The organism is Streptomyces sp. NTD91 (genome assembly GCF_059510455.1).
The window spans coordinates 103,793-127,200 of record NZ_JCAJZW010000023.1 but is presented as its reverse complement, the minus strand read 5'-3'; the positions used below and the strand labels follow the sequence as shown (position 1 = coordinate 127,200).

At 71.3% G+C, this 23,408-nt stretch carries 22 protein-coding genes; 5 read left to right on the top strand and 17 right to left on the bottom strand.

Features of this window, described 5'->3' with window-relative positions; translation table 11 throughout:
* Positions 1-101: 101 nt before the first annotated feature.
* From AC5WRT_RS23395 to clpS, 7 genes are all read right to left on the bottom strand, one after another.
* Positions 102-1,052 carry a PLP-dependent cysteine synthase family protein gene (locus AC5WRT_RS23395; protein WP_496095444.1) on the bottom strand — a complete coding sequence of 317 codons (951 nt, stop codon included), beginning with the start codon at positions 1,050-1,052 and terminating at the stop codon, positions 102-104.
* An 8-nt stretch (positions 1,053-1,060) separates the two neighbouring features.
* Positions 1,061-1,339, bottom strand: coding sequence for a MoaD/ThiS family protein (locus AC5WRT_RS23390; RefSeq protein WP_496095445.1), 279 nt, complete (start codon positions 1,337-1,339; stop codon positions 1,061-1,063).
* Between the two features lie 96 nt (positions 1,340-1,435).
* Positions 1,436-1,531, bottom strand: coding sequence for a putative leader peptide (locus AC5WRT_RS23385; RefSeq protein ID WP_496095446.1), 96 nt, complete (start codon positions 1,529-1,531; stop codon positions 1,436-1,438).
* A 90-nt stretch (positions 1,532-1,621) separates the two neighbouring features.
* Entirely contained in the window at positions 1,622-2,044 is a 423-nt protein-coding gene (locus AC5WRT_RS23380) for a M67 family metallopeptidase (protein WP_496095447.1), read from the bottom strand.
* 157 nt (positions 2,045-2,201) lie between these two features.
* On the bottom strand, positions 2,202-3,635 hold the full coding sequence (locus AC5WRT_RS23375; RefSeq protein WP_496100578.1) for an amino acid permease: 1,434 nt from the start codon (positions 3,633-3,635) through the stop codon (positions 2,202-2,204).
* 325 nt (positions 3,636-3,960) lie between these two features.
* Positions 3,961-4,566 (bottom strand): DUF2017 domain-containing protein, encoded by a 606-nt coding sequence (locus tag AC5WRT_RS23370; RefSeq protein WP_496095449.1) that lies wholly within the window; start codon positions 4,564-4,566, stop codon positions 3,961-3,963.
* 42 nt (positions 4,567-4,608) lie between these two features.
* Positions 4,609-4,926 carry an ATP-dependent Clp protease adapter ClpS gene (gene clpS / locus AC5WRT_RS23365; RefSeq protein ID WP_097264689.1) on the bottom strand — a complete coding sequence of 106 codons (318 nt, stop codon included), beginning with the start codon at positions 4,924-4,926 and terminating at the stop codon, positions 4,609-4,611.
* A 57-nt stretch (positions 4,927-4,983) separates the two neighbouring features.
* Between clpS and AC5WRT_RS23360 the strand changes: the two genes are divergently transcribed.
* Both AC5WRT_RS23360 and AC5WRT_RS23355 read left to right on the top strand, forming a co-directional pair.
* Positions 4,984-6,330: a nicotinate phosphoribosyltransferase gene (locus tag AC5WRT_RS23360; RefSeq protein WP_496095450.1), complete on the top strand. Its 1,347-nt coding sequence runs from the start codon at positions 4,984-4,986 to the stop codon at positions 6,328-6,330.
* 97 nt (positions 6,331-6,427) lie between these two features.
* On the top strand, positions 6,428-7,030 hold the full coding sequence (locus tag AC5WRT_RS23355; protein ID WP_496095451.1) for an isochorismatase family protein: 603 nt from the start codon (positions 6,428-6,430) through the stop codon (positions 7,028-7,030).
* Between the two features lie 56 nt (positions 7,031-7,086).
* On the opposite strand, the gene AC5WRT_RS23350 is transcribed toward AC5WRT_RS23355, so the two are convergent.
* Positions 7,087-7,407 carry a hypothetical protein gene (locus AC5WRT_RS23350; RefSeq protein ID WP_496095452.1) on the bottom strand — a complete coding sequence of 107 codons (321 nt, stop codon included), beginning with the start codon at positions 7,405-7,407 and terminating at the stop codon, positions 7,087-7,089.
* 121 nt (positions 7,408-7,528) lie between these two features.
* On the bottom strand, positions 7,529-9,886 hold the full coding sequence (locus tag AC5WRT_RS23345) for an immune inhibitor A domain-containing protein (RefSeq protein WP_496100577.1): 2,358 nt from the start codon (positions 9,884-9,886) through the stop codon (positions 7,529-7,531).
* A gap of 304 nt (positions 9,887-10,190) precedes the next feature.
* Between AC5WRT_RS23345 and AC5WRT_RS23340 the strand changes: the two genes are divergently transcribed.
* A complete protein-coding gene (locus AC5WRT_RS23340; protein ID WP_496095454.1) occupies positions 10,191-10,436 on the top strand; it encodes a hypothetical protein in 246 nt (81 codons plus the stop codon).
* Positions 10,437-10,511: 75 nt separating this feature from the next.
* On the opposite strand, the gene AC5WRT_RS23335 is transcribed toward AC5WRT_RS23340, so the two are convergent.
* Together AC5WRT_RS23335 and AC5WRT_RS23330 are read right to left on the bottom strand one after the other, a co-directional pair.
* Complete coding sequence (locus AC5WRT_RS23335) at positions 10,512-11,321, bottom strand: RDD family protein (RefSeq protein ID WP_496100576.1); 810 nt, start codon at positions 11,319-11,321, stop codon at positions 10,512-10,514.
* A gap of 90 nt (positions 11,322-11,411) precedes the next feature.
* Positions 11,412-13,070 (bottom strand): RDD family protein, encoded by a 1,659-nt coding sequence (locus AC5WRT_RS23330; protein WP_496095456.1) that lies wholly within the window; start codon positions 13,068-13,070, stop codon positions 11,412-11,414.
* Positions 13,071-13,305: 235 nt separating this feature from the next.
* Here AC5WRT_RS23330 and AC5WRT_RS23325 point away from each other — a divergent pair, with 235 nt between their 5' ends.
* The gene (locus AC5WRT_RS23325) at positions 13,306-13,719 is read left to right on the top strand and encodes an SsgA family sporulation/cell division regulator (RefSeq protein WP_496095457.1); all 414 of its coding nucleotides are present in this window, start codon (positions 13,306-13,308) and stop codon (positions 13,717-13,719) included.
* Positions 13,720-13,727: 8 nt separating this feature from the next.
* Here the strand turns inward: AC5WRT_RS23325 and AC5WRT_RS23320 are convergent, their stop codons facing one another.
* A complete protein-coding gene (locus AC5WRT_RS23320) occupies positions 13,728-15,134 on the bottom strand; it encodes an FAD-binding oxidoreductase (protein WP_496100581.1) in 1,407 nt (468 codons plus the stop codon).
* 396 nt (positions 15,135-15,530) lie between these two features.
* Positions 15,531-16,676, bottom strand: a complete 1,146-nt coding sequence (gene hppD / locus AC5WRT_RS23315; RefSeq protein WP_496100575.1) for a 4-hydroxyphenylpyruvate dioxygenase — start codon at positions 16,674-16,676, stop codon at positions 15,531-15,533.
* 124 nt (positions 16,677-16,800) lie between these two features.
* On the opposite strand from hppD, the gene AC5WRT_RS23310 reads away from it, so the two are divergent.
* A complete protein-coding gene (locus AC5WRT_RS23310; protein ID WP_496095459.1) occupies positions 16,801-17,283 on the top strand; it encodes an Lrp/AsnC family transcriptional regulator in 483 nt (160 codons plus the stop codon).
* Positions 17,284-17,678: 395 nt separating this feature from the next.
* Here the strand turns inward: AC5WRT_RS23310 and AC5WRT_RS23305 are convergent, their stop codons facing one another.
* The 4 genes from AC5WRT_RS23305 to AC5WRT_RS23290 form a co-directional block, all read right to left on the bottom strand.
* Positions 17,679-18,470, bottom strand: a complete 792-nt coding sequence (locus AC5WRT_RS23305; protein WP_496095460.1) for a S16 family serine protease — start codon at positions 18,468-18,470, stop codon at positions 17,679-17,681.
* A 513-nt stretch (positions 18,471-18,983) separates the two neighbouring features.
* Complete coding sequence (locus tag AC5WRT_RS23300; protein WP_496095461.1) at positions 18,984-19,625, bottom strand: IclR family transcriptional regulator; 642 nt, start codon at positions 19,623-19,625, stop codon at positions 18,984-18,986.
* Positions 19,626-19,966: 341 nt separating this feature from the next.
* Positions 19,967-21,766 (bottom strand): DEAD/DEAH box helicase, encoded by a 1,800-nt coding sequence (locus AC5WRT_RS23295; RefSeq protein ID WP_496095462.1) that lies wholly within the window; start codon positions 21,764-21,766, stop codon positions 19,967-19,969.
* Positions 21,767-21,934: 168 nt separating this feature from the next.
* Entirely contained in the window at positions 21,935-23,365 is a 1,431-nt protein-coding gene (locus tag AC5WRT_RS23290; RefSeq protein ID WP_496100574.1) for an MFS transporter, read from the bottom strand.
* Positions 23,366-23,408 lie beyond the last annotated feature (43 nt).

Sequence of the window (23,408 nt, the reverse complement as noted above, 5' to 3'; positions counted from 1 at the left end):
CGGAGGGTCGTCCTCGTACCGGGCGTACGTGGACGATCCCGACAACGCGGCGAGGCGCCGTGCCAGGCGTCGCGGACCAGACGGGACTTTCGAAACACGCCCTAGGCCCAGAGCTGGCCCTGCAGCGTCTTGATGGCCTCCTCGGTGGTGGCCGCCGTGTAGACGCCGGTGGACAGGTACTTCCAGCCGCCGTCGGCCACGATGAAGACGATGTCGGCGGATTCTCCGGCCCTGACCGCCTTGCGACCCACGCCGATCGCCGCGTGCAGGGCGGCGCCGGTCGAGACGCCCGCGAAGATGCCCTCCTGCTGCAGGAGTTCACGGGTGCGGGTGACCGCGTCGGCCGAGCCGACCGAGTAGCGGGTGGTGAGCACCGAGGCGTCGTACAGCTCGGGCACGAAGCCCTCGTCGAGGTTGCGCAGGCCGTAGACCAGGTCGTCGTAGCGCGGCTCGGCGGCGACGATCTGCACGTCCGGCCTGCGCTCGCGCAGGTAGCGGCCGACCCCCATCAGGGTGCCGGTGGTGCCGAGGCCCGCGACGAAGTGGGTGATCGAGGGCAGGTCCGCGAGGATCTCGGGGCCGGTGCCGGCGTAGTGGGCGCCCGCGTTGTCCGGGTTGCCGTACTGGTACAGCATCACCCAGTCGGGGTGTTCGGCGGCCAGTTCCTTGGCCACGCGCACGGCCGTGTTGGAGCCGCCCGCGGCCGGCGAGGAGATGATCTCCGCGCCCCACATCCCGAGCAGGTCCCGGCGCTCCTGCGAGGTGTTCTCCGGCATCACGCACACCATGCGGTAGCCCTTGAGCTTGGCCGCCATGGCGAGGGAGATGCCGGTGTTGCCGGAGGTGGGCTCCAGGATCGTGCAGCCCGGCGTGAGCCGGCCGTCCTTCTCCGCCTGCTCGATCATGTGCAGCGCGGGACGGTCCTTGACCGAGCCCGTGGGGTTGCGGTCCTCCAGCTTGGCCCAGATGCGGACCTCGGGGGACGGCGAGAGGCGCGGCAGGCGTACCAGGGGCGTGTTGCCCACCGCGGCCAGCGGGGAGTCGTAGCGCATACCGGGTCTCAGGCCCTACCGCCGGCCACGGCCGGCAGGATCGTCACGGCGTCGCCGTCGGACAGCTTGGTGTCGATGCCGTCGATGAAGCGGACGTCCTCGTCGTTCAGGTACACGTTGACGAAGCGGCGCAGCTTGCCCTCGTCCACGATGCGGTCCTGGATGCCCGCGTGCCGGGTCTCGAGGTCGGCGAACAGCTCGGCGAGGGTGTTCCCGGTGCCCTCCACCGCCTTCTGACCGTCGGTGTAGGTGCGGAGGATGGTCGGGATGCGGACCTCGATGGCCATGGCTCAGGGCTCCTGTCGGAAGGTGTCGTCGGTTCGGTCAGGCGCGCGGCGGGGCCGCGCCGTGGCTCACAGCCGGACGGCGGCAGCGGAAGTGGATCAACACATGGCGCTGTTCAGCCTGCACAGGTCGACGTGCAGCCGCGCCACGAGCAGCGTGCCCGGCGCCTTCTCGCTCACGTCGGTAAGAACCATGGACTCATCGTATCGATTCCCGGTCCGGATCCCGGAGTGTGATCCCGCATCCCGGACAGACTTCATCCGCAGTACGAGATCAGGGGGCTCTCAGTAGGCCTCGACGATCCTGACCTCCTCCTCGGTGACCTCGCCGTCCACGATCCGGAAGGAGCGGAACTGGAAGTCGCCGAGGTCGTCGGTGTCGCGGGTGGAGACCAGGACGTAGTGGGCGCCGGGCTCGTTGGCGTAGGAGATGTCGGTGCGCGAGGGGTAGGCCTCGGTGGCGGTGTGGGAGTGGTAGATGACCACCGGCTCCTCGTCGCGGTCGTCCATGTCGCGGTAGAGCCTGAGCAGGTCGCCGGAGTCGAACTCGTAGAACGTCGGCGACATCGCCGCGTTCAGCATGGGGACGAAGCGCTCGGGCCGGTCCGAACCCGCCGCGCCCGCCACGACGCCGCACGCCTCGTCGGGGTGGTCCTTGCGCGCGTGGGCCACGATCTGGTCGACGAGGGCCTGGGTGATGGTCAGCATGTGGGTCAGGATAAGCAGGCAGGGCGGTGGGCGAGACGCGCGGGCCGTTCCGTACCGAGAGGTGGTACGGAACGGCCCGCATCGCGGACGTCCTGAGCGGCAGCCGCGAACGGAGCGCCACGAGAGCTCCGTGCGGCTGGACGTCCCTCGGGGAGGGTCAGCGCTTGCGGAAGGCCGCGGCCTGCGGATTGCGGCGCCTGAGCACCCAGTAGGAGACGCCGAGGATCGCGGCCCACAGCGGAGCACAGTAAAGCGAGACCCGGGCGTCCTTGTCGATACCCATCAGTACGATCACCATGAAGATGAACGCCAGCGCGAGGACACTGGTGTACGGCGCACCCGGCGCGCGGAACTCGCTCTGCGGCAGTTCCCCGCGGTCGGCCCTGGCCCGGTAGCGGAGCTGGCAGACCAGGATGACGATCCAGGCCCACATGCCGGAGATGGTCGCGAAGGAGACGACGTAGTCGAACGCCTTGCCCGGCCACTGGTAGTTGATCCAGACGCCGACCAGCATGAGCGCGGCGGAGAACGTGGTGCCGACCAGCGGGGTGCCGCTGCGGGTCAGCCTGGTGAAGAACTTCGGGCCCTGGCTGTTGAGCGCCAGGTCGCGCAGCATACGGCCGGTGGAGTACATGCCGGAGTTGCAGGAGGACAGCGCGGCGGTCAGCACGACGAAGTTGACGATGCCGGCGCCGACGGGAAGCCCCATCTTCTGGAAGGCGGCCACGAAGGGGCTGACGCCCGGGTGGAACTCGGTCCACGGCACGACGGAAAGGATCATGACCAGCGCGCCGACGTAGAACACGGCGATGCGCCAGGGCACGGTGTTGATCGCCCTCGGCAGCACCGTCCTCGGGTTCTTGGACTCGCCCGCGGTGACGCCGACCAGCTCGACGGCGAGGAAGGCGAACATGACCATCTGCAGGGTCATCAGGGTGCTGCCGACGCCGTGCGGGAAGAAGCCGCCGTCGCTCCACAGATGGCTCACGGACGCGGTCCTGCCGGCGTCGGAGAAGCCGACCGTCAGGATGCCGGCGCAGATCAGGATCATGCCGATGATCGCGGTGACCTTGACCATGGAGAACCAGAACTCCAGCTCACCGAAGAGCTTCACGGAGATCAGGTTGGCGCCGTACAGCACCACCGTGAAGATCAGCGCGGAGACCCACTGCGGGATGTCGAACCAGTACGTCATGTAGGCGGCCGCGGCCGTGACCTCGGTGATGCCGGTGACCACCCAGAACAGCCAGTACGTCCAGCCGGTGACGTAGCCCGCGAAGGGGCCGACGAACTCGCGCGCGTACTCCGAGAACGAACCCGACACCGGGCGGTACATCAGCAGTTCGCCGAGCGCCCGCATGATCAGGAAGATGACGAGGCCCGCGACCGCGTAGGCCAGGATCAGGCTGGGTCCGGCCTTGGAAATGCCCTTGCCCGCGCCGAGGAACAGGCCGGTGCCGATGGCACCGCCGATGGCGATCATCTGGATCTGCCGGGCCCCGAGCCCGCGCTGGTATCCCTCGCCGCCCTCGCTGTCGGCCGGCGCGGCTTCCTTGCCGTCGCGATGCTGGTCGACCTGCGCTGAGGTCATGTGTGGTGCGCCTTTCTCCATGCCGACCCGGGCCTTTCGTCGGCCGCGGATCGGGTTTCGATCCCCCCGGATTGGAGTTGTTGCCTGGCCGACGGTCGTCGGCTCGGTGGCGCACCCGGCCGGACATGGGTGGTGCCGGCCGGGCGGTCGTGAAGATCTATCACGGCCGCAGAAGTGATCGCAGGCGTCGACTGTGGGGCAGCGCACAGGAAGAAGCGGACAGAAGGTGCGCTGAACGGGCGAACCCGGCCGCAACGGTGACGGGATCGTTATGCGGGTTTGAGCGTCCGCTGAGCGAACACTCGTGCACCGCGACCTGCCCGGATTACGTCATAAGCGTGTTGACGAGGGTCTCCTGGAGCCCGCCGAGCCACAGATAGGCCATCACCATCGGCTTGCGCGGGTCCTCGTCCGGAAGACGGTAGAGCAGATCGGTGTCGTCCTCGTCGGTGATCTCCAGCCGGGTGCCGATCGCGAGGCGCAGGTCGTTCAGGGCGCCGAGCCACCGCCGGGACTCCTCCGGCGCCAGCTTCAGCACCGCCCCGCCCTCGCCCACCGGGGCGAGGGCGTCCAGGGCACGGATCACCGCGAGCGCGTTCTCCCGCTTGCCGGCGCGCAGGTCGTTCTCGGTGTAGCGGCGGAACTCGGCGGAGTGCGCCTGTCGCTCCTCGACCTCGGAGGCCGAGGCGGGCGCGTGCTCCGGATCGTTGTACGCGTCCGGGAAGAGCCTCTTGAGCACGGGGTCGGCGGGCGGCTCGCTCGGGCCGTCGGCGAACAGCTCCGCGAGCGGGTCCTCCGGGCTGTCAGCGCCGGGGCCGGGGCCGATGAGCTCCAGCAGCTGGACGGCCAGCGAGCGGATGATCGAGATCTCGACGTCGTCGAGCGCGACGGCCGCGCCGCCGCCGGGGAGCGGTTCGAAATGTCCGGGCATGTAAATGGGTTCGCTACTTCCGGTCCTGCGGACGGGGTCGGGTCATTTCCGGTCCTGCTGGAGGGTGGCCCACAGACCGTAGCCGTGCATCGCCTGCACGTCGCGCTCCATCTCCTCGCGCGTCCCGCTGGAGACGACGGCCCGGCCCTTGTGGTGGACGTCGAGCATGAGCTTGGTGGCCTTGTCCTTGGAGTAGCCGAAGTACGTCTGGAAGACGTACGTCACATAGCTCATGAGGTTGACCGGGTCGTTGTGCACGATGGTGACCCAGGGGACGTCGGGCTCGGGTACGGCGAAGACCTCCTCCGCCGACTCGGTGCGTTCGATCTCTACGGGCGCGGGTGACGTCACACTGCCCATGCTGCCACGGCCCCCGGAAATCGTCACACCGACGAGAAGGGAGTACGATCCGTTGCCATGAACACAGCGGACCTTGGGCTGCCGGTGGATGTTCCGTCGACGGCGCTCTTCACGGACCAGTACGAGCTGACGATGCTGCAGGCCGCTCTGAGGGGTGGTACGGCCGAACGGCGGAGCGTGTTCGAGGTCTTCACCAGACGGCTGCCCGAAGGGCGCCGCTACGGCGTGGTGGCGGGCACCGGCCGGGTCCTGGACGCGGTGCAGAACTTCCGCTTCGACGCGGGCGTCCTCGGCTTCCTGCGCGAGGGTGAGATCGTCGACGAGGAGACCCTGACGTGGCTCGCCGAGTACCGCTTCAGCGGCGACATCTGGGGCTACCCCGAGGGCGAGGTCTACTTCCCCGGCTCCCCGATCATGCGCGTCGAGGGCTCCTTCGCCGAGTGCGTACTGCTCGAGACCGTGATCCTGTCCATCCTCAACCACGACTCCGCGATCGCCGCCGCGGCCTCCCGGATGTCCTCCGCCGCCGGTGACCGCCCGCTGATCGAGATGGGCGCCCGCCGCACCCACGAGCTGGCCGCGGTCGCCGCGGCGCGCGCCGCGTACGTGGGCGGCTTCGCGACCACCTCCGACCTGGCCGCCGGCTTCCGCTACGGCATCCCGACCGTCGGCACCTCCGCGCACGCCTTCACCCTGCTGCACGACCGCGAGCGGGACGCCTTCCGGGCCCAGGTCGACAGCCTCGGCCGGGGCACCACCCTGCTCGTGGACACCTACGACGTCGCCGAGGCCGTCCGTACCGCGGTCGAGGTGGCCGGCCCCGAGCTGGGCGCCGTCCGCATCGACTCCGGCGACCTGCTGCTCGTCGCGCACCGGGTCCGACAGCAGCTGGACGAGCTGGGCGCCACCGACACCAAGATCGTCGTCACCTCCGACCTGGACGAGTACGCGATCGCCTCGCTCGCCGCCGCCCCCGTGGACGCGTACGGCGTCGGCACCCAGCTGGTCACCGGCTCCGGGCACCCGACCTGCTCCATGGTCTACAAGCTGGTCGCCCGCGCCGAGTCCGGCGACCCGAAGGCGCCGACGGTGCCGGTCGCGAAGAAGTCCAGCGGGGGCAAGACCTCGATCGGCGGCCGCAAGTGGGCGGCGCGCCGACTGGACGAGGACGGGGTCGCGGAGGCCGAGGTCGTGGGCACCGGGCCGGTGCCGGCGGAGCTGGAAGAGCGGCAGCTGCTGGTCCAGCTGGTCAAGGCCGGGGACGTCGTCGCCCGCGAGCCGCTGGACGTGCCCCGGGACCGCCACAGGGCCGCCCGCGCGAACCTGCCGCTGTCCGCGACCCAGCTCTCCCGAGGGGAACCCGTCATTCCGACGGAGTACGTCTCCGAGCACTCGGGTAGCTAAAGCGGGACCGCCGTCCGCCCTCGTCCGCCGCCCTCTCCCGTACGGGCCCGTAAGTCTCTAGGCTCAGTTACTCAACCTCAGTCGAAGGACACCCGCCATGCGCCGCGCCTTGATCGTCGTAGACGTGCAGAACGACTTCTGCGAGGGAGGCAGCCTCGCGGTGGCCGGGGGTGCGGATGTGGCCGCCGCCATCACCGAGCTGATCGGTCAGGCCGCGGGATCCGGATACCGCCACGTGGTGGCCACCCGGGACCACCACATCGCGCCCGGCGGTCACTTCGCCGACGATCCCGACTTCGTCCACTCCTGGCCCGCGCACTGCGTCGCGGGCACGGAGGGGGTGGGCTTCCACCCCAACTTCGCCCCCGCCGTCGCCTCCGGCGCGGTCGACGCGGTCTTCTCCAAGGGCGAGTACTCGGCCGCCTACAGCGGCTTCGAGGGCAAGGAGGAGAACGGCGTGCCCCTGGCCGACTGGCTCCGCGCCCGCCACATCGACGAGGTCGACGTGGTCGGTGTGGCCACCGACCACTGCGTACGGGCCACCGCCCTGGACGCCGCCAGGGAGGGCTTCCGCACCCAGGTGCTGCTGGACCTCACGGCGGGAGTCGCCCCGGAGACGACGGAGCGGGCGCTGGAGGAGCTGCGCGAGGCGGGCGTGGAACTGACGGGCAAGCCGGTGGTCAGCGGCCAGGTGCAGTGATCATCGGCGTGCCGGGCGCGCGGGGCGGACGGGAATCCGACGACGGGCGCCAGGGGTCACTGCACCACCGCTGACCTGCGAAGCAGCGCTCTGATCGGGTGCCACAGCTCGTTCACCGTGACACCGTTGCCGGCCGGGGCCGTGCGCCATATCAGGCCGTCCGGATGGTGCAGTACCGCCGTGATCTCGTCCGGGGTCGGGGGTGCGGCGTTCCCCCGCAGGTAGATGGCGCGGAACCCCAGGTTGCGGAGTCTGGTCAGGGCTCGGGCGCGGTTCTGGGCGTGCACCAGGACCCGCACCCCGGCGGAGTCGTAGGGCAGGTTCAGCGCCACCACGACCGTCCCGTTCGGCATCTTGCAGAAGCCTCCAGCGGCCATGCGGTCACATCCCCGTTTCGGTCGGTGTCAATAAGCGGTCCACAGGACGCACCTAAACACGATCGGCGGCGACCCGCCAAGGGGTTGCCGCCGATACGCACCTGACCTGCGGAAATGTGGACTACTTCACTGCGGGGCCGACCTTGAGCAAGATCGTCGAGCCGTCTCCGGTCTCCTTGACGATCGCGATCTTGGTGTTGGTGTCAGTGACCTGCACGCCCGCGGCGGGGTTCGACGGGTCGTAGTAGGTGCTGGTGTGGTCGTTGAAGATCGGAACACCCTTCGACGCCTTGATCACCGTCGGGACGTCCGCCTTGTGCAGCGTGATGCCGTCGGTGCGGTACAGGCTGAACGGTGAGTCGTAGGCCTGGATGCGGCCGCGCATCGGCGTGCTGTCGGACCACTTCAGCGCCTTCGGGTGCGAGTCGACCGGCAGGATCAGACCCGAACCCGGGTGCCCGTTCGCGCTGTTGGTGTTGTTGTCCGCCTGCGAGGTGTCCCACTTCCAGATCAACAGGCCGCTCTGGTACGGGTAGTGCTCCACCCAGTCGGGACGCGAGGCGAAGCCGAAGTTGTACGGGCCGGCCTTCAGGGTCTTGTCGTACGACACGTACTGCCGGTCCTCGGCGATGTAGTACTGCTCGTAGTCCTTGGTGAAGGACGCGCCGATGCGGGAGAAGCCGTTCGGGGTCCAACCCGCGTCCTGCGACTCGGCGTTGTCCGAGAAGACCGGCGTGCCGTCGGCGGTCACGGTGATCTCGTCGGCGGTGAAGCCGCTCTCCGCGACACCGCCGTCGGTGGCGTAGCGGAAGCGCAGGTCGATCTTCCTGCCCGCGTACGCGTCGAGCGGGTACGAGAGCTTCTTGTGGCTCTGCGAGAAGCCGGTGAGCGCCGACTTGCCGCTGCCGTCACGCGGGAGGGCCTGGCCGTCCGCCGTGCCGTCCAGGGCGGTCCAGTGGGCGCCGCCGTCGGTGGACACCTCGGCGTACAGGTAGTCGTAGCCGTCCTCGATGGCCCACCAGCCGTCCAGGTCGAGCTTCGCCGAGGACTTTCCGGTCAGGTCGACCGACCGGGTCAGCGTGTTCTTCAGGTCGTTGCCGCTGCCGCTCCACCACTGGGTCGAACCCTCGGCCGGCTGGGTGATCGTGGTGGTGACCGCCTTGTCCGGCAGGGTGACCACGAGGGCCTGCTTGTCCCAGGTGTTGTACTCGGCGAGGCCCAGCTTGTGGGTGGACTGGGCGCCGGCCTTGGCGACGTCGTAGTTCAGCCAGCCCAGTTGCAGCTTGTCCCAGGCGTTGAGGTCGCCCGGCAGGTCGCCGATGGACTCCTTGCCGGTGCCGAGCCAGGAGCCGGAGGACATCAGGGTCCAGAAACCGGTGGAGTTGTCGCCGCCGGCGGTGTCGTACTCGTCCGGCAGGCCGAGGTCGTGGCCGTACTCGTGGGCGAAGACGCCGAGGCCGCCGTTCTCCGGCTGGATGGTGTAGTCGCCGACCCAGACGCCGGTGTCGCCGACCTGGGCGCCGCCGAGCTTGTTGTCGGCGGGGCCGGTCGCGCCCGCGTCGGTGCCGAAGGCGTACCAGCGGTGGGCCCAGATCGCGTCGGTGCCCTGGGCGCCGCCGCCCGCGGACTCGTCCTCACCGGCGTGCACGATCTGGAAGTGGTCGACATAGCCGTCGGGCTCGTTGAAGTCGCCGTCGCCGTCGTAGTCGTAGCGGTCCCACTGGTCGTACTGGGCGAGGTCCTTCTTGATGTCGGCGTCGGTCTTCCCGGCCGCCTTCTGCTGCGCCACCCAGGCCGTCAGGCCGTCGCTGACCACGCTCCACACGCTCGGGCAGTTGGTCTGGCCGCAGGCGTCGTTGCCGTAACGGGCCTCGTTGTACGGGACCTCGACCCAGTCGGTGACCTCGCCGTCGACCGAGTAGCGGCCCGAGGACTGCTTCTCGTAGTACTTCTTCAGCGACTCGGTCTTCCTGCCGGTGCCGAAGTAGAGGTCCTGGTAGTGCTTCTGGTTGTAGTCCTTCTGCCAGGCCGTGGAGTTGTCCTGCTCGCGGTCGGGCGCGGCGATGGTGTTGTGCAGCGGGCCGGGCGTGCCGCCGTACTTCGGGTCGGTCTTGTCCCCGAACTCCACCAGGATCGTGAAGATCTTGTCGGTCTTCTCGCGGCTCAGCTCGACGTACTTGCTCCGGCCCTTGCGGCTCTTGAGCGCCACCACCTTGGAGCCGTCGCGCTCCTGCGCCTCGGCCCTGCCCGAGATGAGCCGGCTGAGCGCCTCACGGCGCTGGGCCTCCCGGGTCCTGCTGAGCGGGCCGTCGAGGTCGTGCGCCCGCTGCCTCACCGGGGCCGGGTCGTGCCGGTGGACGGCCGCGGACGGGGCCTGGGTGCTCGCCTCCGCGACGGCGAACGTGGCGAACGTGGCGGAGGCCGCCGCGAGCGTCACGCCGATCGCGGCCGCTCGGAACGTCCAGGATCTGCTGGTCACTTGAGTTCCTCCCCTGCGCCTGTTCGGCGCATGCCAAGTGACGTCATTTGACTAGAGGTTGGGAAGAAAAGACAGATCTTGACTTGCTCAGGTCGATTGCACTACGCCCAGCCGACGATTTCTTTACGAATCTGCTCGCGGCCTATGCCTCCACCCCATGACTCCGTGCGCCCCCTGTGCACCGGTACCGTGGGTTAGGCCACGCTTACCGGGTGTCCGGCTCGGGCATGCACGCGAAGAGAGTCGAATGGCGCCCTCATCCGAAGAGAAGAATCCCCCGAAGACTTCCGAGGACACGATTGCCATGCCTCGTCCGACCGCCGCACAGCTCGTTTACGGTTCGTGCACCGTGATCTTCTCGACGCTCGCCATGCTGCTGCTGTCCCGGACGAGTTCGGGCCTCGGGGTCACCGTCATCGCCCTCGCGGCGCTGGCCCTCGGGCTCCTCGTGGCGATGACGGTGCCGCTGCCGCAGGCACGCACGACCGAGGCGCCGGCCGAGTCCGCCGAGCCGGCACCCCAGGAGCAGCCGGTTTCCACGGCCCTGTGAACGGCACGCACGCAGACGAAAGCGGCGGCTCCGTGCCTCTCACGCAGCCGCCGCTTTCGTGTGCGGCACCGGTGCTCAACCGGTGCTGACCACCACCGTCTTGGCCGCCTTGTCGTGCAGCCCCTGCTTGTAGGGCCTGTCGAAGTAGCTCCAGCCGCCGCAGATCGCCGTCCAGATGCAGGCGCAGCAGAAGGCGAACGGCACCCACAGCACCAGGGCGCGGACCAGGTTGGTCTGCACCGAGGGGGTGGCGCCGTTGTCCAGGTTCGCCACCCGCATGCGCAACCACTTCTTGCCCAGGGTCTGGCCGTACTGGCTCATCATGAAGGTGTCGTAGGCGATGTACAGCACGGCGGCGACGACGGACTGCGCGACGGACCGGCCGACTTCGACGTGGTCGTCGTCGACGGTGTACTCGCGCACCCCGAACGCCCAGGTCAGCAGCCAGACGACGATCCCGACGAGGACCATGTCGACGATCCGCGCGAGCGTCCGCCTGCCGCTGTCGGCGAGCGGGGGCATGCCGGCGAGCGGATCGGTGGGATAACCGCCGGCACCCGCGCCGTAGGGGCCGGTGCCGTAAGGGCCACCATCGTACGGACCACCATCGTAGGGGCCGCCACCGTAGGGAGGAGGTTGGCCGCCACCGTAGGGAGGGGGCTGCTCACCTCCGGGAGGTGGCGGCCAGCCGCCCGGAGGTGGTGGCTGGCCGCCGCCGGGGGGCGGGGGCTGCGGGCCCGCGCCGCCGGGCGGAGGGGGCTGCTCGGCGCCGTCGTACGGAGTGTCGTACGGCGAGCCCGACCCCTGGTCCGACGGGGGCCGCTTCCTGAACGGGTCGTCCTCGGGGGGCTGCTCTCCGGAGCCGGGGGGCGGTTCGCTGCTCATGGCCCGAGTGGACCGCGAACGCCCCGGCTCCGCATCCGGCGGACCGCCGGACGGAGTACGCCGGTGCCGAAGCGCGCCGCGGCGCCGGGCTCAGCCCGCGACGAAGGTGTGGGCCGCCTTGTCGTGCCAGCACTGGCGCCAGGGCCGGTCGAACAGGCACCACAGCACCCCTACGATCCCGATACCGAGCAGCCCCGGCACGCTGTAGACCAGCCAGCGGCGCAGCGCCCGGCCGAAGGTCGGGGGCTCGTGCGCCTCGATGTCCCGGACCTCGAGACCGAGCAGCCTCTTGCCGAGGGTGCGGCCCCACTTGGCGGTCGGCAGCACCTCGTAGCAGACCCCGACCAGCAGCAGGGCGGCGAGCACGATGCCGAGGCTGGTACCGGTCGTGCCGTCGAGCAGCCAGACGGTGACCTCGCGGCCGGACAGCCTGGCCGCGTCGATCTTCTGCCGAATGTGGTCGGCCGCCCTGAGGCCGAGCGGTACGGCGGCGGCGGCCGTCACGGCGCCCACGATCAGGGTGTCGATCAGCCGGGCGACGAACCGCTTGCCCAGCCCGGCGGGACGCGCGGCGGCCTGCCTGCGGGCGGCCGCCTGGAACGGGTCCTCCACCGGCGGCTTCCACGGCGCCACCGGCGGCTCCTCGCCGCCGGCCAGCTGGTGCACCTGCTGCGCCCAGGACGCCTGCCCCCCACCGGGCCCGCTGGTCACCGGGGTGACCGGGGCACCGCCCTGCGCGGGCACCGACGGAGCCATGGCCGCCTGGGCCGGCTGGCCGGGCTGGGCCTCCGAGGGTGTCTGCGCGGCGGTGGCGCGGGCGGCGGCGGCCTTGCCGGCACCGAAGCCGGGGCCTGCCGACGGCTTGGCGGCGGGGTCGGCGGCGGACGGCGGGGTGGACGAGGCCGGTGAGGCGGGTGAACCGACGCGACCCTGCGGTCCGAAGCCTCCCGTGCCGGCGGCGGGCGAGGCGAAGCCGGGGCCCTGGGGTGCGCCGGGCGGGCCGAAGCCTGAGGCCGCGGCGGCGTCCGCGCCGGAGGCCGGGGAGCCGGAGGGCGGCGGGCCGGACGCGGGCCGCGCGCCCCGCCCGCCCTGGCCCGGCACCGGGCGGAACGTCATCGTGCCGTCGTCCTTGACCGCCGCGGGTCCCGGGACCGGGCGGCGGAAGACGAAGGTGCCGCCGGGGTCCTGGTCGTCGACCTCCCCGGAGGCGGGGGTGCCGCCCTCGCCGCCCGGCCGGAACGAGCCCGACGGCACCCGCGGATCGGCGCCGCCAACGGCCCGCCCGGCACCGTCACCATGACCACCGGCAGCGGACCGACCGGCATCCTGGCCGCCGGGTCCCGCCTGGCCGCCCGTACCGTCCTGCCGGTGCGTGCCACCGGCGTCCGCCTGCCCCGCGGCGCCCTGATCGCCGTACCCGGCGTGCCCCGTGTCGCCGCGCGCGCCGGTGCTCCAGGCACCCGCACCGCCCTGGGCGTCGGCTGTCCAGGCGCCCGCGCCGTCCTGCGCGGAGGGCATCGGCTGCGGGTCCTCGTCGAAGAAGTGGGGGCCCGTCTCCTCGACGGCCGGGACCGCGGGGCGGACGCCGGGCGGCGGGGTGAGCCGTTCGCCGTCCTTCGGCGCCGGGCGGCTGGTGCCGGGCACCCAGGAGGCGCCGTTCCAGTACCGGACGTATCCGGGGATGGACGGGTCCGGGTAGTAGCCCTCGCGGGGCCTGTCGTCACCTGGGGCCGGGGTTGGGGCGCTCATGTCCGTCGTCCCGTATCTGCTCGGGGGTGGGATGGGGGCCTCCACATCTATCAGACCGCGGCCGCCTACAGCGCCAGTCCCGCAGGACCCACCCCTTTCCGGGCAACGCCGTACCGAGGTCTCATGCGTCCGCGAAAAGAATTCCTCCCGACCCGCGTCATGGCGCAGCCCCTGCCCGCTCCCTCTCTGCGCGGGCCCGGTCCGAGCGGCCCCCAGGGGAAAGGAGACGCAGATCATGCATCACACCGTGGTGGAGCGGGAGCTGGAGACGAGGCTCGTCCTGTCGCCGGAGCGGAGCATCCCGGTGCCGGCCCGGCTGAGCTACCGGTCCGACGATCCGTACGCCGTCCACATCTCCTTCCACATCGACTCGGACCGCCCCGTCAACCGGACATTCGCCCGGGACCTCCTGGTGGAGGGCGTGTTCCGGCCGTGCGGGCAGGGGGACGTGCGGGCGTGGCCGACGAAGGCGGACGGGCGCAGCGTCGTACTGATGGCGCTCGGTTCCCCGGACGGGAACGCGCTGCTGGAGGCCCCGGTCCCGCAGGTGTCGGCCTGGCTGGAGCGGACGCTGCGGGCCGTGCCGCCGGGGACCGAGGGCGGGCAGCTGGGCATCGACGACGCGCCCGACCAGTTGCTCGCCCGGTGAGCCCCGGTTCAGAAGAGCTTGCCCGGGTTGAGGATGCCGAGGGGGTCGAAGGCCTGCTTCACGGCCCGCTGCATCTCGACCCCGACGGGGCCGATCTCCCGGGCGAGCCACTCCTTCTTCAGCACACCGACGCCGTGCTCGCCGGTGATCGTACCGCCGAGTTCCAGGCCGAGGGCCATGATCTCGTCGAAGGACTCGCGGGCCCGCCGGGACTCGTCGTCGTCCCGGGCGTCGAAGCAGACGGTGGGGTGGGTGTTGCCGTCGCCGGCGTGCGCGCAGACGCCGATGGTCAGGTCGTACTCGGCGGCGATCCGCTCGACGCCCTCCAGCATCGCGGCGAGCCGCGAGCGGGGCACGCACACGTCGTCGATCATCGTCGTGCCCCTGACCGCCTCCAGCGCGGTCAGCGAGAGCCGCCGGGCCTTGAGCAGCATCTCGGACTCGGCCGCGTCCTCGGCCGGGACGACCTCGGTGGCGCCGGCGGCCTCGCACAGGGCACCGACGGCCGCGAGGTCGGCGGCCGGGTCCGTGGTGTCGAAGGCCGCCAGCAGCAGCGCCTCGGTGGTCTCGGGCAGACCCATGCGGGCGAGGTCGTTGACCGCCTTGACGGTCGTACGGTCCATCAGTTCGAGGAGGGAGGGGACGTGGCCTCCTTCCATGATCCGGCAGACCGCGTCGCAGGCGGTGGCCGCGGAGGAAAACTCGGCGGCCAGCACCAGCTGCTGCGACGGCTTGGGCTTCAGCGCGAGCACGGCCCGTACGACGATGCCGAGCGAGCCCTCCGAGCCGACGAACAGGCGGGTGAGGTCGTAGCCGGCGACGCCCTTGGCCGTACGGCGGCCGGTGGACATCAGCCGGCCGTCGGCGAGCACCACGTCCAGGCCGAGCACGTACTCGGCGGTGACCCCGTACTTCACGCAGCACAGGCCGCCGGAGCCGGTACCGATGTTGCCGCCGATGGTGCACATCTCCCAGCTGGAGGGGTCCGGCGGGTAGTACAGGCCGTGTTCCGCGACCGCACGCGACAGGGTCGCGTTGATCACTCCGGGCTCGACCACGGCGATGCGGTCGACGGGGCTGATCTCCAGGATGCGGTCCATCTTGGTGAGGGACAGCACGACACAGCCCTCGGTGGCGTTCGCGGCGCCGGACAGACCGCTGCGGGCGCCCTGCGGGACCACCGGCACGCGCAGGTCGCTCGCGACGCGCATGACGTGCTGGACCTGTTCGACGGTGCGCGGCAGGACGACGACGGCGGGGGCGCCGGCCGGGCAGAAGCTCGCCATGTCGTGGGCGTACGCGCCGGTGACGTCCGGGTCGGTGAGGACGGCCTCGGCGGGCAGGCCGGCCAGGAGCCGGTCGGTGAGGTTGCCGGTCGCCTCGTCGCGTGGGGCTTCGATACGGCTCATGATCACAAGGTTCGCACTCCCGGCCATCGGTGTGAACCCCGCCGGGCCCCCGTCCGCTCCGCCGGGAGCGGGGCGTCGCTCGGCCCGCGGTGCGCGTCCGGGCCGGCCGTGCGGCGCCCGCGCGTGTTCCGGCCACCGGTCTCCCGGACCGCCGTGCGGCTGTGGCGGCCCTCGGTGGTCCCCGTGGTCGTCGCGTGCCGACGCCGTCACCGCACGCCCCCTGGGCCGGCCAAGGGGCCCGGTTCCTGGAGATCCCGCCGAGCCGCACCCTGTCCGGGCTCCGTCAGCCCACCGACCGGCACGAGCGGGAGCTGTGCCCGGCACCGCTTTCCACTCGCGCGAGACGGCCACGGCGAGCGCGCGCCGTGGCCGTCCTCTGCGCCTACCAGCAGGCCGCCCTGCTCAGAGGTTGCCGCGCTTGGCCTGCTCGCGCTCGATCGCCTCGAACAGGGCCTTGAAGTTGCCCTTGCCGAAGCCCATCGAGCCGTGCCGTTCGATGATCTCGAAGAACACCGTAGGCCGGTCCTGGACCGGCTTGGTGAAGATCTGCAGCAGATAGCCGTCCTCGTCGCGGTCGGCGAGGATCTTCAGCTCGCGCAGGGTCTCGATCGGCACCCGGGTGTCACCGACCCACTCGCCGAGGGTGTCGTAGTAGGAGTCCGGGGTGTCGAGGAACTCGACGCCGGCCGCGCGCATGGTGCGCACCGTCTGGACGATGTCGTTGGTGTTCAGCGCGATGTGCTGGCAGCCGGGGCCGCCGTAGAACTCCAGGTACTCGTCGATCTGGGACTTCTTCTTGGCGATGGCGGGCTCGTTGAGCGGGAACTTCACCTTCAGCGTGCCGTCGGCCACGACCTTCGACATCAGCGCCGAGTACTCGGTGGCGATGTCGTCGCCCACGAACTCCTTCATGTTCGTGAAGCCCATGACGTTGTTGTAGAAGGCCACCCACTCGTCCATCCTGCCGAGCTCGACGTTGCCGACGCAGTGGTCGATCGCCTGGAAGGTGCGCTGCGCGGGCGGTTCGACGATCGGCCTTGCGGCGGCGTAACCGGGCAGGTAGGGGCCGTCGTAGCCGGAGCGCTCGACCAGCGTGTGCCGGGTCTCGCCGTAGGTGGCGATCGCGGCGAGGACGACGGTGCCGTGCTCGTCCTTCAGCTCGTACGGCTCCGCGACGCTCTTCGCGCCGTGCTCGACGGCGTAGGCGTGGGCGGCGCGGGCGTCGGGGACCTCGATGGCCAGGTCGACGACGCCGTCGCCGTGCTCGGCCACGTGCCGGGCGAGGAAGTGGCCCCAGGTGCTGCTCGGCTTGATCACCGAGGTGAACACGAACCGGGCGGAGCCGTTCTCGAGCACGTAACTGGCGGTCTCGCGGCTGCCGTTCTCCGGTCCGGAGTAGGCGACGAGCTTCATGCCGAAGGCGGTGGAGTAGTAGTGCGCCGCCTGCTTGGCGTTGCCCACGGCGAAGACGACCGCGTCCATTCCCTTGACCGGGAAGGGGTCGGCCTGCCGTGCGGTGTCGGGAGTGTGGTGTGTGGTCTGCGTCATGGCGGAAGCGTGGCCCCGCTCTGCAAGGTGCGCAATAGTTCGCGTATTCACTGGGCAATGTGTTCAGCAGTACGGCCGTTTAGGCGGTATTTCTGTACACGATGCCCACCCCCTGGAGGTTGCCGTGGCCATCGATCGTCTGGACGGGCGGATCATCGTGCTCCTCGCCCGGGAGCCGCGCATCGGCGTGCTGGAGATGTCCCGGCGGCTGGGCGTCGCGCGGGGCACGGTGCAGGCGCGACTGGACCGGCTTCAGTCGAACGGGGTCGTCCGCGGATTCGGCCCGCAGGTGGATCCGGCGGCCCTCGGCTATCCGGTCACGGCGTTCGCGACGCTGCAGATCCGCCAGGGCCAAGGAGCCGATGTCCGGGCGCACCTGGCGACCGTGCCGGAGGTGCTGGAGCTGCTGACCACCACCGGCAGCGGGGACATGCTGTGCCGGCTGGTGGCCCGTTCGAACGCCGATCTCCAGCGGGTGATCGACCGCGTCGTCGGCTTCGACGGCATCGTCCGGGCCTCCACGGCGATCGTCATGGAGAACCCCGTTCCGCTGCGGATCATCCCCCTGGTGGAACAGGCTGCCGCGGACAGCGCGGAAGGGACGTAGGCCGGTCCCGGGACGCACACCTGGTGCCGCGGCAGGCAACGTTTGCCCGTCGAGGAGCGGCGTCCGGTGCGTGCTCTCGGCGTGCCGGGTGCAAGCCCTCGTACTGGAGGTACTTGGGTTTGTGCCCGGTGCGGCGAGTGGGGGCACCTCCCACGCCCTTGAGGCAGTGGGGGAGCGTGCCGGGCGTCGCGACGGGGCGGACGTTGCCTGTGGCGGCACTAGGGCGTGTTTCGAAAGTAGCGTCGTCCGCCCGGAGGGCGGGGTCCGCGGCGTCTGGTGCGGTGCATCGCAAGGCGGAGGGTCGTCCTCGTACCGGGCGTACGTGGACGATCCCGACAACGCGGCGAGGTGCCGTGCCAGGCGTCGCGGACCAGACGGGACTTTCGAAACACGCCCTAGCAGCCCGGTACGGAACCTCTGCCGGTGTCCAGCGTGTCCAGGGCGTTCACCGCGCCCTTGAGCGTGCTGACCGGGACCAGGCGCAGGCCCTTGGGGAGTTCCGCCTTGGCGTCGGCGCACTCGGCCCTCGGGACCAGGAAGACGGTCGCGCCGTCCCGCCGGGCGGCCTGCGTCTTCAGAGCCACCCCGCCGACCGCGCCGACCTTCCCGGAGGCGTCGATCGTTCCCGTGCCGGCGATGGTGCGGCCGCCGGTGAGGTCGCCGCCGCTGCCGTTGCCGTGCAGCTTGTCGATGATGCCCAGGGTGAACAGCAGCCCCGCGCTCGGCCCGCCCACGTCGGCGAGCTTCAGGCTGACCCGGACCTTGTCGGCGCTCAGCCCGAGGTACTTCAGCGCCGCCTGGGTCGCCGCGTCCTGGGACTGCTTCATCTGGGCCTCATTGTGCTTCTCGATCTCCTGCACGGTGTCACCGCTCGGGTAGACCGCGTCGCGCGGCATCACCGCGCGGTCGGTGCGGAACCAGCTGCCGAACACGTCACCGAGGGTGACCCGGGCGTCCGGCCCGGTCGCCGCGATGGTCACCATGCGCAGCTGCCCGGTGGTCCGCCGTACCGGCGCACCGGAGACGGTGATCACCTTGCTGCCCCTGTTCTCACCGAGCACGTTCGCCGTCATGCCGGGCTGCGCCACGGAGAACGGCAGCGGCGCGAACACCGCCGTGGCCAGCAGGGCCACGACGGGTACGGCGCAGACGGCTACGGCCTGGAGACGCGTGAGACGTGAGAGCACGCCCTCAATCTAACGTGACCGGGGCCTGTGCCCTGTGCCGCGTACGGCTTCCGTCACCGTCGGGTGAACCTGCGCCGGGCGTCCGGAGGCGGCTCGACGCCGACTCCGGGGCCGGACGGGACCGGCAGGTGGCCGCCTCGGGGACGAACGGTCGGTGAGGTCCTCGGCGACGTGGCGCGGCAGGGCGGCGGCTCGGGGCCCGCGGGCGACCGCGGCCGGCCCTCGGCGGAGTAGGTGACGAGGTGCAGCAGGAAGGTGCCCTTCGCCGCCTCCTGTGTCCGGGCCGGCGGCGGCGCGGCTCGACGGCGCCCTCCGGCACCGGACGTGCCGGTCGTCGCGGCGGGCGAGGGTTCGTCCCCCGGGGGCGACGTGGACGAGGGGGCACCGGCGGGATCCGGGGGCTCCTGCGAGCGGACCGCCGCCCACCGGCCCCGGGTCGTCGTGAGCCGGCCGCTCCCGTCACGGGCCGCTTCGCGGCGCCGCGGTGCCGTCCGCCGCTCGGCGCGGTCCGCGTCAGCGCAGCGCCTCCGCCACCTCGCGGGCCGCGTCCACCACCCTCGGCCCCACCCGTTCCGGTACGGAGTCCGCGAGCATCACGACACCGACGCTGCCCTCGACGCCGGTGACCCCGATCAGCGGTGCCGCGGCCCCGCTCGCCCCGGCCTCCAGTTCGCCGTGCGTGAGGGTGTACCCGGGATCCACGGCCGGAGACTGCCGCGCGGCCAGGATCGCCTTGCCCGCCGCCCCCCGGTCCAGCGGGTGCCGGAAACCGGCCCGGTACGCCACGTGGTAGTCGGTCCACGTCGGTTCGACCACGGCGACGGCCAGCGCCTCCGTCCCGTCCACCAGCGTCAGATGCGCCGTCGCCCCTATGTCCTCGGCGAGCGACCGCAGGGCGGGCAGAGCGGCCTCCCGCACCAGCGGATGCACCTGCCGGCCGAGCCGCAGCACCCCCAGCCCGACCCTGGCGCGCCCGCCCAGGTCACGCCGTACGAGGGCGTGTTGCTCCAGGGTGGCGAGCAACCGGTACACCACGGTACGGTTCACGCCCAGTTTCGTGGACAACTCGGTGACGGTCAGCCCGTGGTCGGTGTCGGCCAGCAGCTTGAGGACGCGCAGTCCCCGGTCGAGCGTCTGAGAGGTCTCCGCGGTCACGACGCCCACTCCTTTGGTGGTGAGGTCGGCGGTCCCCTGTGCGACGGATGCGTCGCCGAGTCCCGTCGGCGACGCGCTTCAGAGGCCGCCGATCGGCAGGACGGCCCAGCGGCTCCGGGCCATGTCGCTTCACGGCTGCGCTCCGCGGCGGCGCTGCCACGGGGCGTGTGCGTAGCGGGACAGTAGCGAAGCAGGTTCGCTCAGCGGAAGTCTTCGTCCAGAATCCGGTCAAGCCGAGATCCGGCCTGCTGTCATTCGTCCGGAAACGCACAGCCCCCAGGAACTGACACGCGCCAGTCCCTGGGGGGTCCGGGGCGTGGCCCAGCCACCTGCTGGGCAGGTCATCTCATCCGGGTCGCCCACTCCTGCACCTTGGCGATGCGCTGCCGCAGCTGCCCCGCCGTGGCCTCCGCGCTGGGCGGTCCCCCGCACACCCGCCGCAGCTCGGTGTGGATCACCCCATGCGGCTTGCCGCTCTGGTGGACGTACGCACTGACCAGGGTGTTCAGCCGCTTGCGCAGCTCCATCATCTCCTTGTGCGTGACCACCGGCCGCCGCTCGGCCGGCAGCTCCAGCAGGTCGGCCTCGCTGTCCGGTTTCTTGCGGCTGTGCGCGATCTGCCGGGCCTGCCGCTTCTGCAGCAGCAGTTGCACCTGCTCGGGTTCCAGCAGCCCGGGAATGCCGAGGTAGTCCTGCTCCTCCTCGCTGCCCGGGTGGGCCTGCATGCCGAACTCGGCGCCGTCGTAGAGCACCCGGTCGAAGACGGCGTCGGACTCCAGCGCCTCGAAGGGCAGCATGTCCTGCTCGCCGGTGTCCTCGTCCTGCTGCTTGTTCGCCTCCTCCATCTCCTTCTCGGATTCGGCGTACGGGTCCTCCTCGCCCTCCTTCTTCGGCTTGTCGAGGGCGTGGTCCCGCTCCTTCTCCATCTCGCCCGCGAAGGTCAGCAGGTCGGGCACGGTCGGCAGGAACACGGACGCGGTCTCGCCGCGCCGCCGGGACCGTACGAAACGCCCGACGGCCTGCGCGAAGAAGAGCGGGGTGGAGATGGTCGTCGCGTACACGCCGACCGCGAGCCGGGGCACGTCCACACCCTCGGACACCATGCGCACCGCGACCATCCACCGGTCGTCGTTCGCGCTGAACTCGTCGATCCTCTTCGAGGCGCCGGCGTCGTCGGACAGGACGAGCGTGGCCTTCGTGCCCGTGATCTCCCGGATCAGCTTGGCGTACGCACGCGCCGAGTCCTGATCGGAGGCGATGACCAGGGCGCCGGCGTCCGGGATGGCCTTCCTGACCTCGGTCAGCCGCTGATCGGCGGCGCGCAGCACGCTGGGCATCCAGTCGCCGCGCGGATCGAGCGCCGTACGCCAGGCCTGGCTGATCGCGTCCTTCGTCATCGGCTCGCCGAGCCGCGCGGCGACCTCGTCACCGGCCTTCGTACGCCAGCGCATGTTGCCGCTGTAGGAGAGGAAGATGACCGGCCGGACGACCCCGTCCGACAGGGCTGAGCCGTAGCCGTAGGTGTAGTCGGCGGCGGAACGGCGGATGCCGTCCGGTCCCTCCTCGTACGTCACGAAGGGGATGGGGTTGGTGTCGGAGCGGAACGGCGTACCGGTGAGCGCGAGCCTGCGCGCGGCGGGCTCGAACGCCTCCAGGCAGGCCTCGCCCCAGGACTTGGAGTCACCGGCGTGGTGGATCTCGTCGAGGATGACGAGCGTCTTGCGCTGCTCGACCCGGTTGCGGTGCAGCATGGGCCGTACGCCGACACCGGCGTAGGTGACGGCGACGCCGTCGTACTCCCGGCCGAGCGGGCCCGCGCTGTATTCGGGATCGAGCTTGATCCCTATCCTTCCGGCCGCCTCCGCCCACTGCTTCTTCAGGTGCTCGGTCGGCGCGACCACGGTCACCTGCTGCACGACGTGGTGGTGCAGCAGCCAGGAGGCGAGCGTCAGCGCGAAGGTCGTCTTGCCGGCGCCGGGCGTGGCCACGGCGAGGAAGTCGCGCGGCTGCTCCTGGATGTACTTCTCCATCGCCCCCTGCTGCCAGGCACGCAGTTTGCCGGCGGTACCCCAGGGCGCGCGGCCGGGGAAGGCGGGCGACAGGTGGTGGGAGTGAGCGGAGGAAGCGGCGGTGGTAGTCACGGTCTCCGTGGTGTGGGGCTCGTCTTGCGGGGCTCGGCCAGTTCTGACAACCGGGCCACCTTACCGGCGCCCTGGCGGTGTCAACGCGCGAACGAGGCCGGGGCGCTCACGGGTGGGACCGAGGTCACATCGCCTCGCGCGGCGCCTTCGAACGCCGCGTGTTCGCCTTCAGTGAGTCCGAAGCCGCCGCGTCACCCAGACCCCTGCCAGCGCCACCCCCGCCATCGGCAGGAACACGGCGGCGAAGGCGGCGGGACGGGAACCTTCGGCACCCGTGGCCGTGGCGGCCGTGCTGCCGCCGCCCAGCGCGGCGAACGCGGCGCCGGTCGCCGCGAGCAGCAGCGCGTTGGAGAGGGCGTCGGAGATCTGGAGAGCGGCGGAGTTGGCGCCGGCCTCCTCCGGAGCGGACAACTGGAACAGCAGCACGCCGGTGGAGGAGATCACCAGGCCCATGCCGAAGCAGCCGAAGCCCCAGGCGACGGCGACGGTCCACACGGGCACGGCGTGCACGAGCACGCTCGGCACGGCGGTGATCGCGGCGGCGACCAGCAGCATGCCGAGGGTCATCAGCCGCTCCCGGTGCCGCTGCAGCCGCGGCCGGGACTGCACCCACGAGCCCAGCGCCCAGGTGCCGCCGCCCGCGGCCAGCGAGAACCCGGCGAGCGTCGGCGTCAGCCCGCGCTGGGTGACCAGCATCAGCGGCACGAAGGACTCGGCGGCGACGAAGGAGCCGGCGGACAGCCCGCGCAGCAGCACCACGGAGGGCATGCCGCGGACGGCCCGGTAGGTGCCGGGCGGCAGGAGTCCGAGGACGGCGGGCACGAGCAGGGCGGCGCCGGCCAGCCCCGAAAGGAGGGAGAGGGGGCGCAGGTCCTGGGCGGCGTACTGCAGAAGGCCCGCACCGACGGAGACGCCGAGGGCGAGCCGGATCCGCCGCCGGTCGAAGGAGACGGCGCCGGCCTCCCCGTCCACCGGGCCCGAGGCCCTGTGCCGTATCTGCGGCAGGGCGAGGGCGAGCGGCAGGACGACGAGGGCCGGGATGCCGAGGAAGACCCACCGCCAGCCGAGGTGCTCGGTGACGGCGCCGGAGGCGAGCGGGCCGACCACCGACGGGACGACCCAGGAGGCCGCGAACGCCGCCATGATCGCGGGCCGCAGCCGCTCCGGGTAGGCGCGGCCGACGACGACGTACAGCGCGACGATGACCAGCCCGCCACCGAGGCCCTGCACCGCGCGGCCGAGGATGAACACCCACATGACCTGCGCGGTCCCGGCGACGACGAGGCCCGCCGCGAAGGCGCCGATGCCGGTGGTGAGCGCGCCGAGGGGACCGCGCCGGTCGGACCACTGGCCCGCCAGGACCATGCCGAACAGGCTGGTGGTGAAGTACCCGGAGAAGGCGAACGCGTACAGGCCCACGCCGTCCAGGTCCCGCGCCGCGACGGGCATCGCGGTGCCGACGGCGGTCGCCTCGAACGCGATCAGCAGCACGACGGACACGATCCCGACGCTGAGCGCCCGGTGGGCCCGGCCCAGCACACCGTCACCCTGCTCGACGGGCTTCACGACATCGGGGTCACGCGACTCCAGGGCACTCATGGGCACCAGAGTAAGGTCCGCAACCGGACTTTGCCCCTGTCGG

Bases quoted from the DNA above. Each gene is read 5' to 3' on its own strand.
- AC5WRT_RS23350 (WP_496095452.1), bottom strand. From the start codon at position 7,407: ATGGCCGCTGGAGGCTTCTGCAAGATGCCGAACGGGACGGTCGTGGTG.
- AC5WRT_RS23360 (WP_496095450.1), top strand. From the start codon at position 4,984: ATGAACACAGCGGACCTTGGGCTGCCGGTGGATGTTCCGTCGACGGCG.
- hppD (WP_496100575.1), bottom strand. From the start codon at position 16,676: ATGACGCAGACCACACACCACACTCCCGACACCGCACGGCAGGCCGAC.
- AC5WRT_RS23335 (WP_496100576.1), bottom strand. From the start codon at position 11,321: ATGAGCAGCGAACCGCCCCCCGGCTCCGGAGAGCAGCCCCCCGAGGAC.
- AC5WRT_RS23385 (WP_496095446.1), bottom strand. From the start codon at position 1,531: ATGGTTCTTACCGACGTGAGCGAGAAGGCGCCGGGCACGCTGCTCGTG.
- AC5WRT_RS23380 (WP_496095447.1), bottom strand. From the start codon at position 2,044: ATGCTGACCATCACCCAGGCCCTCGTCGACCAGATCGTGGCCCACGCG.
- AC5WRT_RS23370 (WP_496095449.1), bottom strand. From the start codon at position 4,566: ATGCCCGGACATTTCGAACCGCTCCCCGGCGGCGGCGCGGCCGTCGCG.
- AC5WRT_RS23390 (WP_496095445.1), bottom strand. From the start codon at position 1,339: ATGGCCATCGAGGTCCGCATCCCGACCATCCTCCGCACCTACACCGAC.
- AC5WRT_RS23355 (WP_496095451.1), top strand. From the start codon at position 6,428: ATGCGCCGCGCCTTGATCGTCGTAGACGTGCAGAACGACTTCTGCGAG.
- AC5WRT_RS23290 (WP_496100574.1), bottom strand. From the start codon at position 23,365: ATGAGTGCCCTGGAGTCGCGTGACCCCGATGTCGTGAAGCCCGTCGAG.
- AC5WRT_RS23330 (WP_496095456.1), bottom strand. From the start codon at position 13,070: ATGAGCGCCCCAACCCCGGCCCCAGGTGACGACAGGCCCCGCGAGGGC.
- clpS (WP_097264689.1), bottom strand. From the start codon at position 4,926: ATGGGCAGTGTGACGTCACCCGCGCCCGTAGAGATCGAACGCACCGAG.
- AC5WRT_RS23325 (WP_496095457.1), top strand. From the start codon at position 13,306: ATGCATCACACCGTGGTGGAGCGGGAGCTGGAGACGAGGCTCGTCCTG.
- AC5WRT_RS23375 (WP_496100578.1), bottom strand. From the start codon at position 3,635: ATGACCTCAGCGCAGGTCGACCAGCATCGCGACGGCAAGGAAGCCGCG.
- AC5WRT_RS23395 (WP_496095444.1), bottom strand. From the start codon at position 1,052: ATGCGCTACGACTCCCCGCTGGCCGCGGTGGGCAACACGCCCCTGGTA.
- AC5WRT_RS23340 (WP_496095454.1), top strand. From the start codon at position 10,191: ATGCCTCGTCCGACCGCCGCACAGCTCGTTTACGGTTCGTGCACCGTG.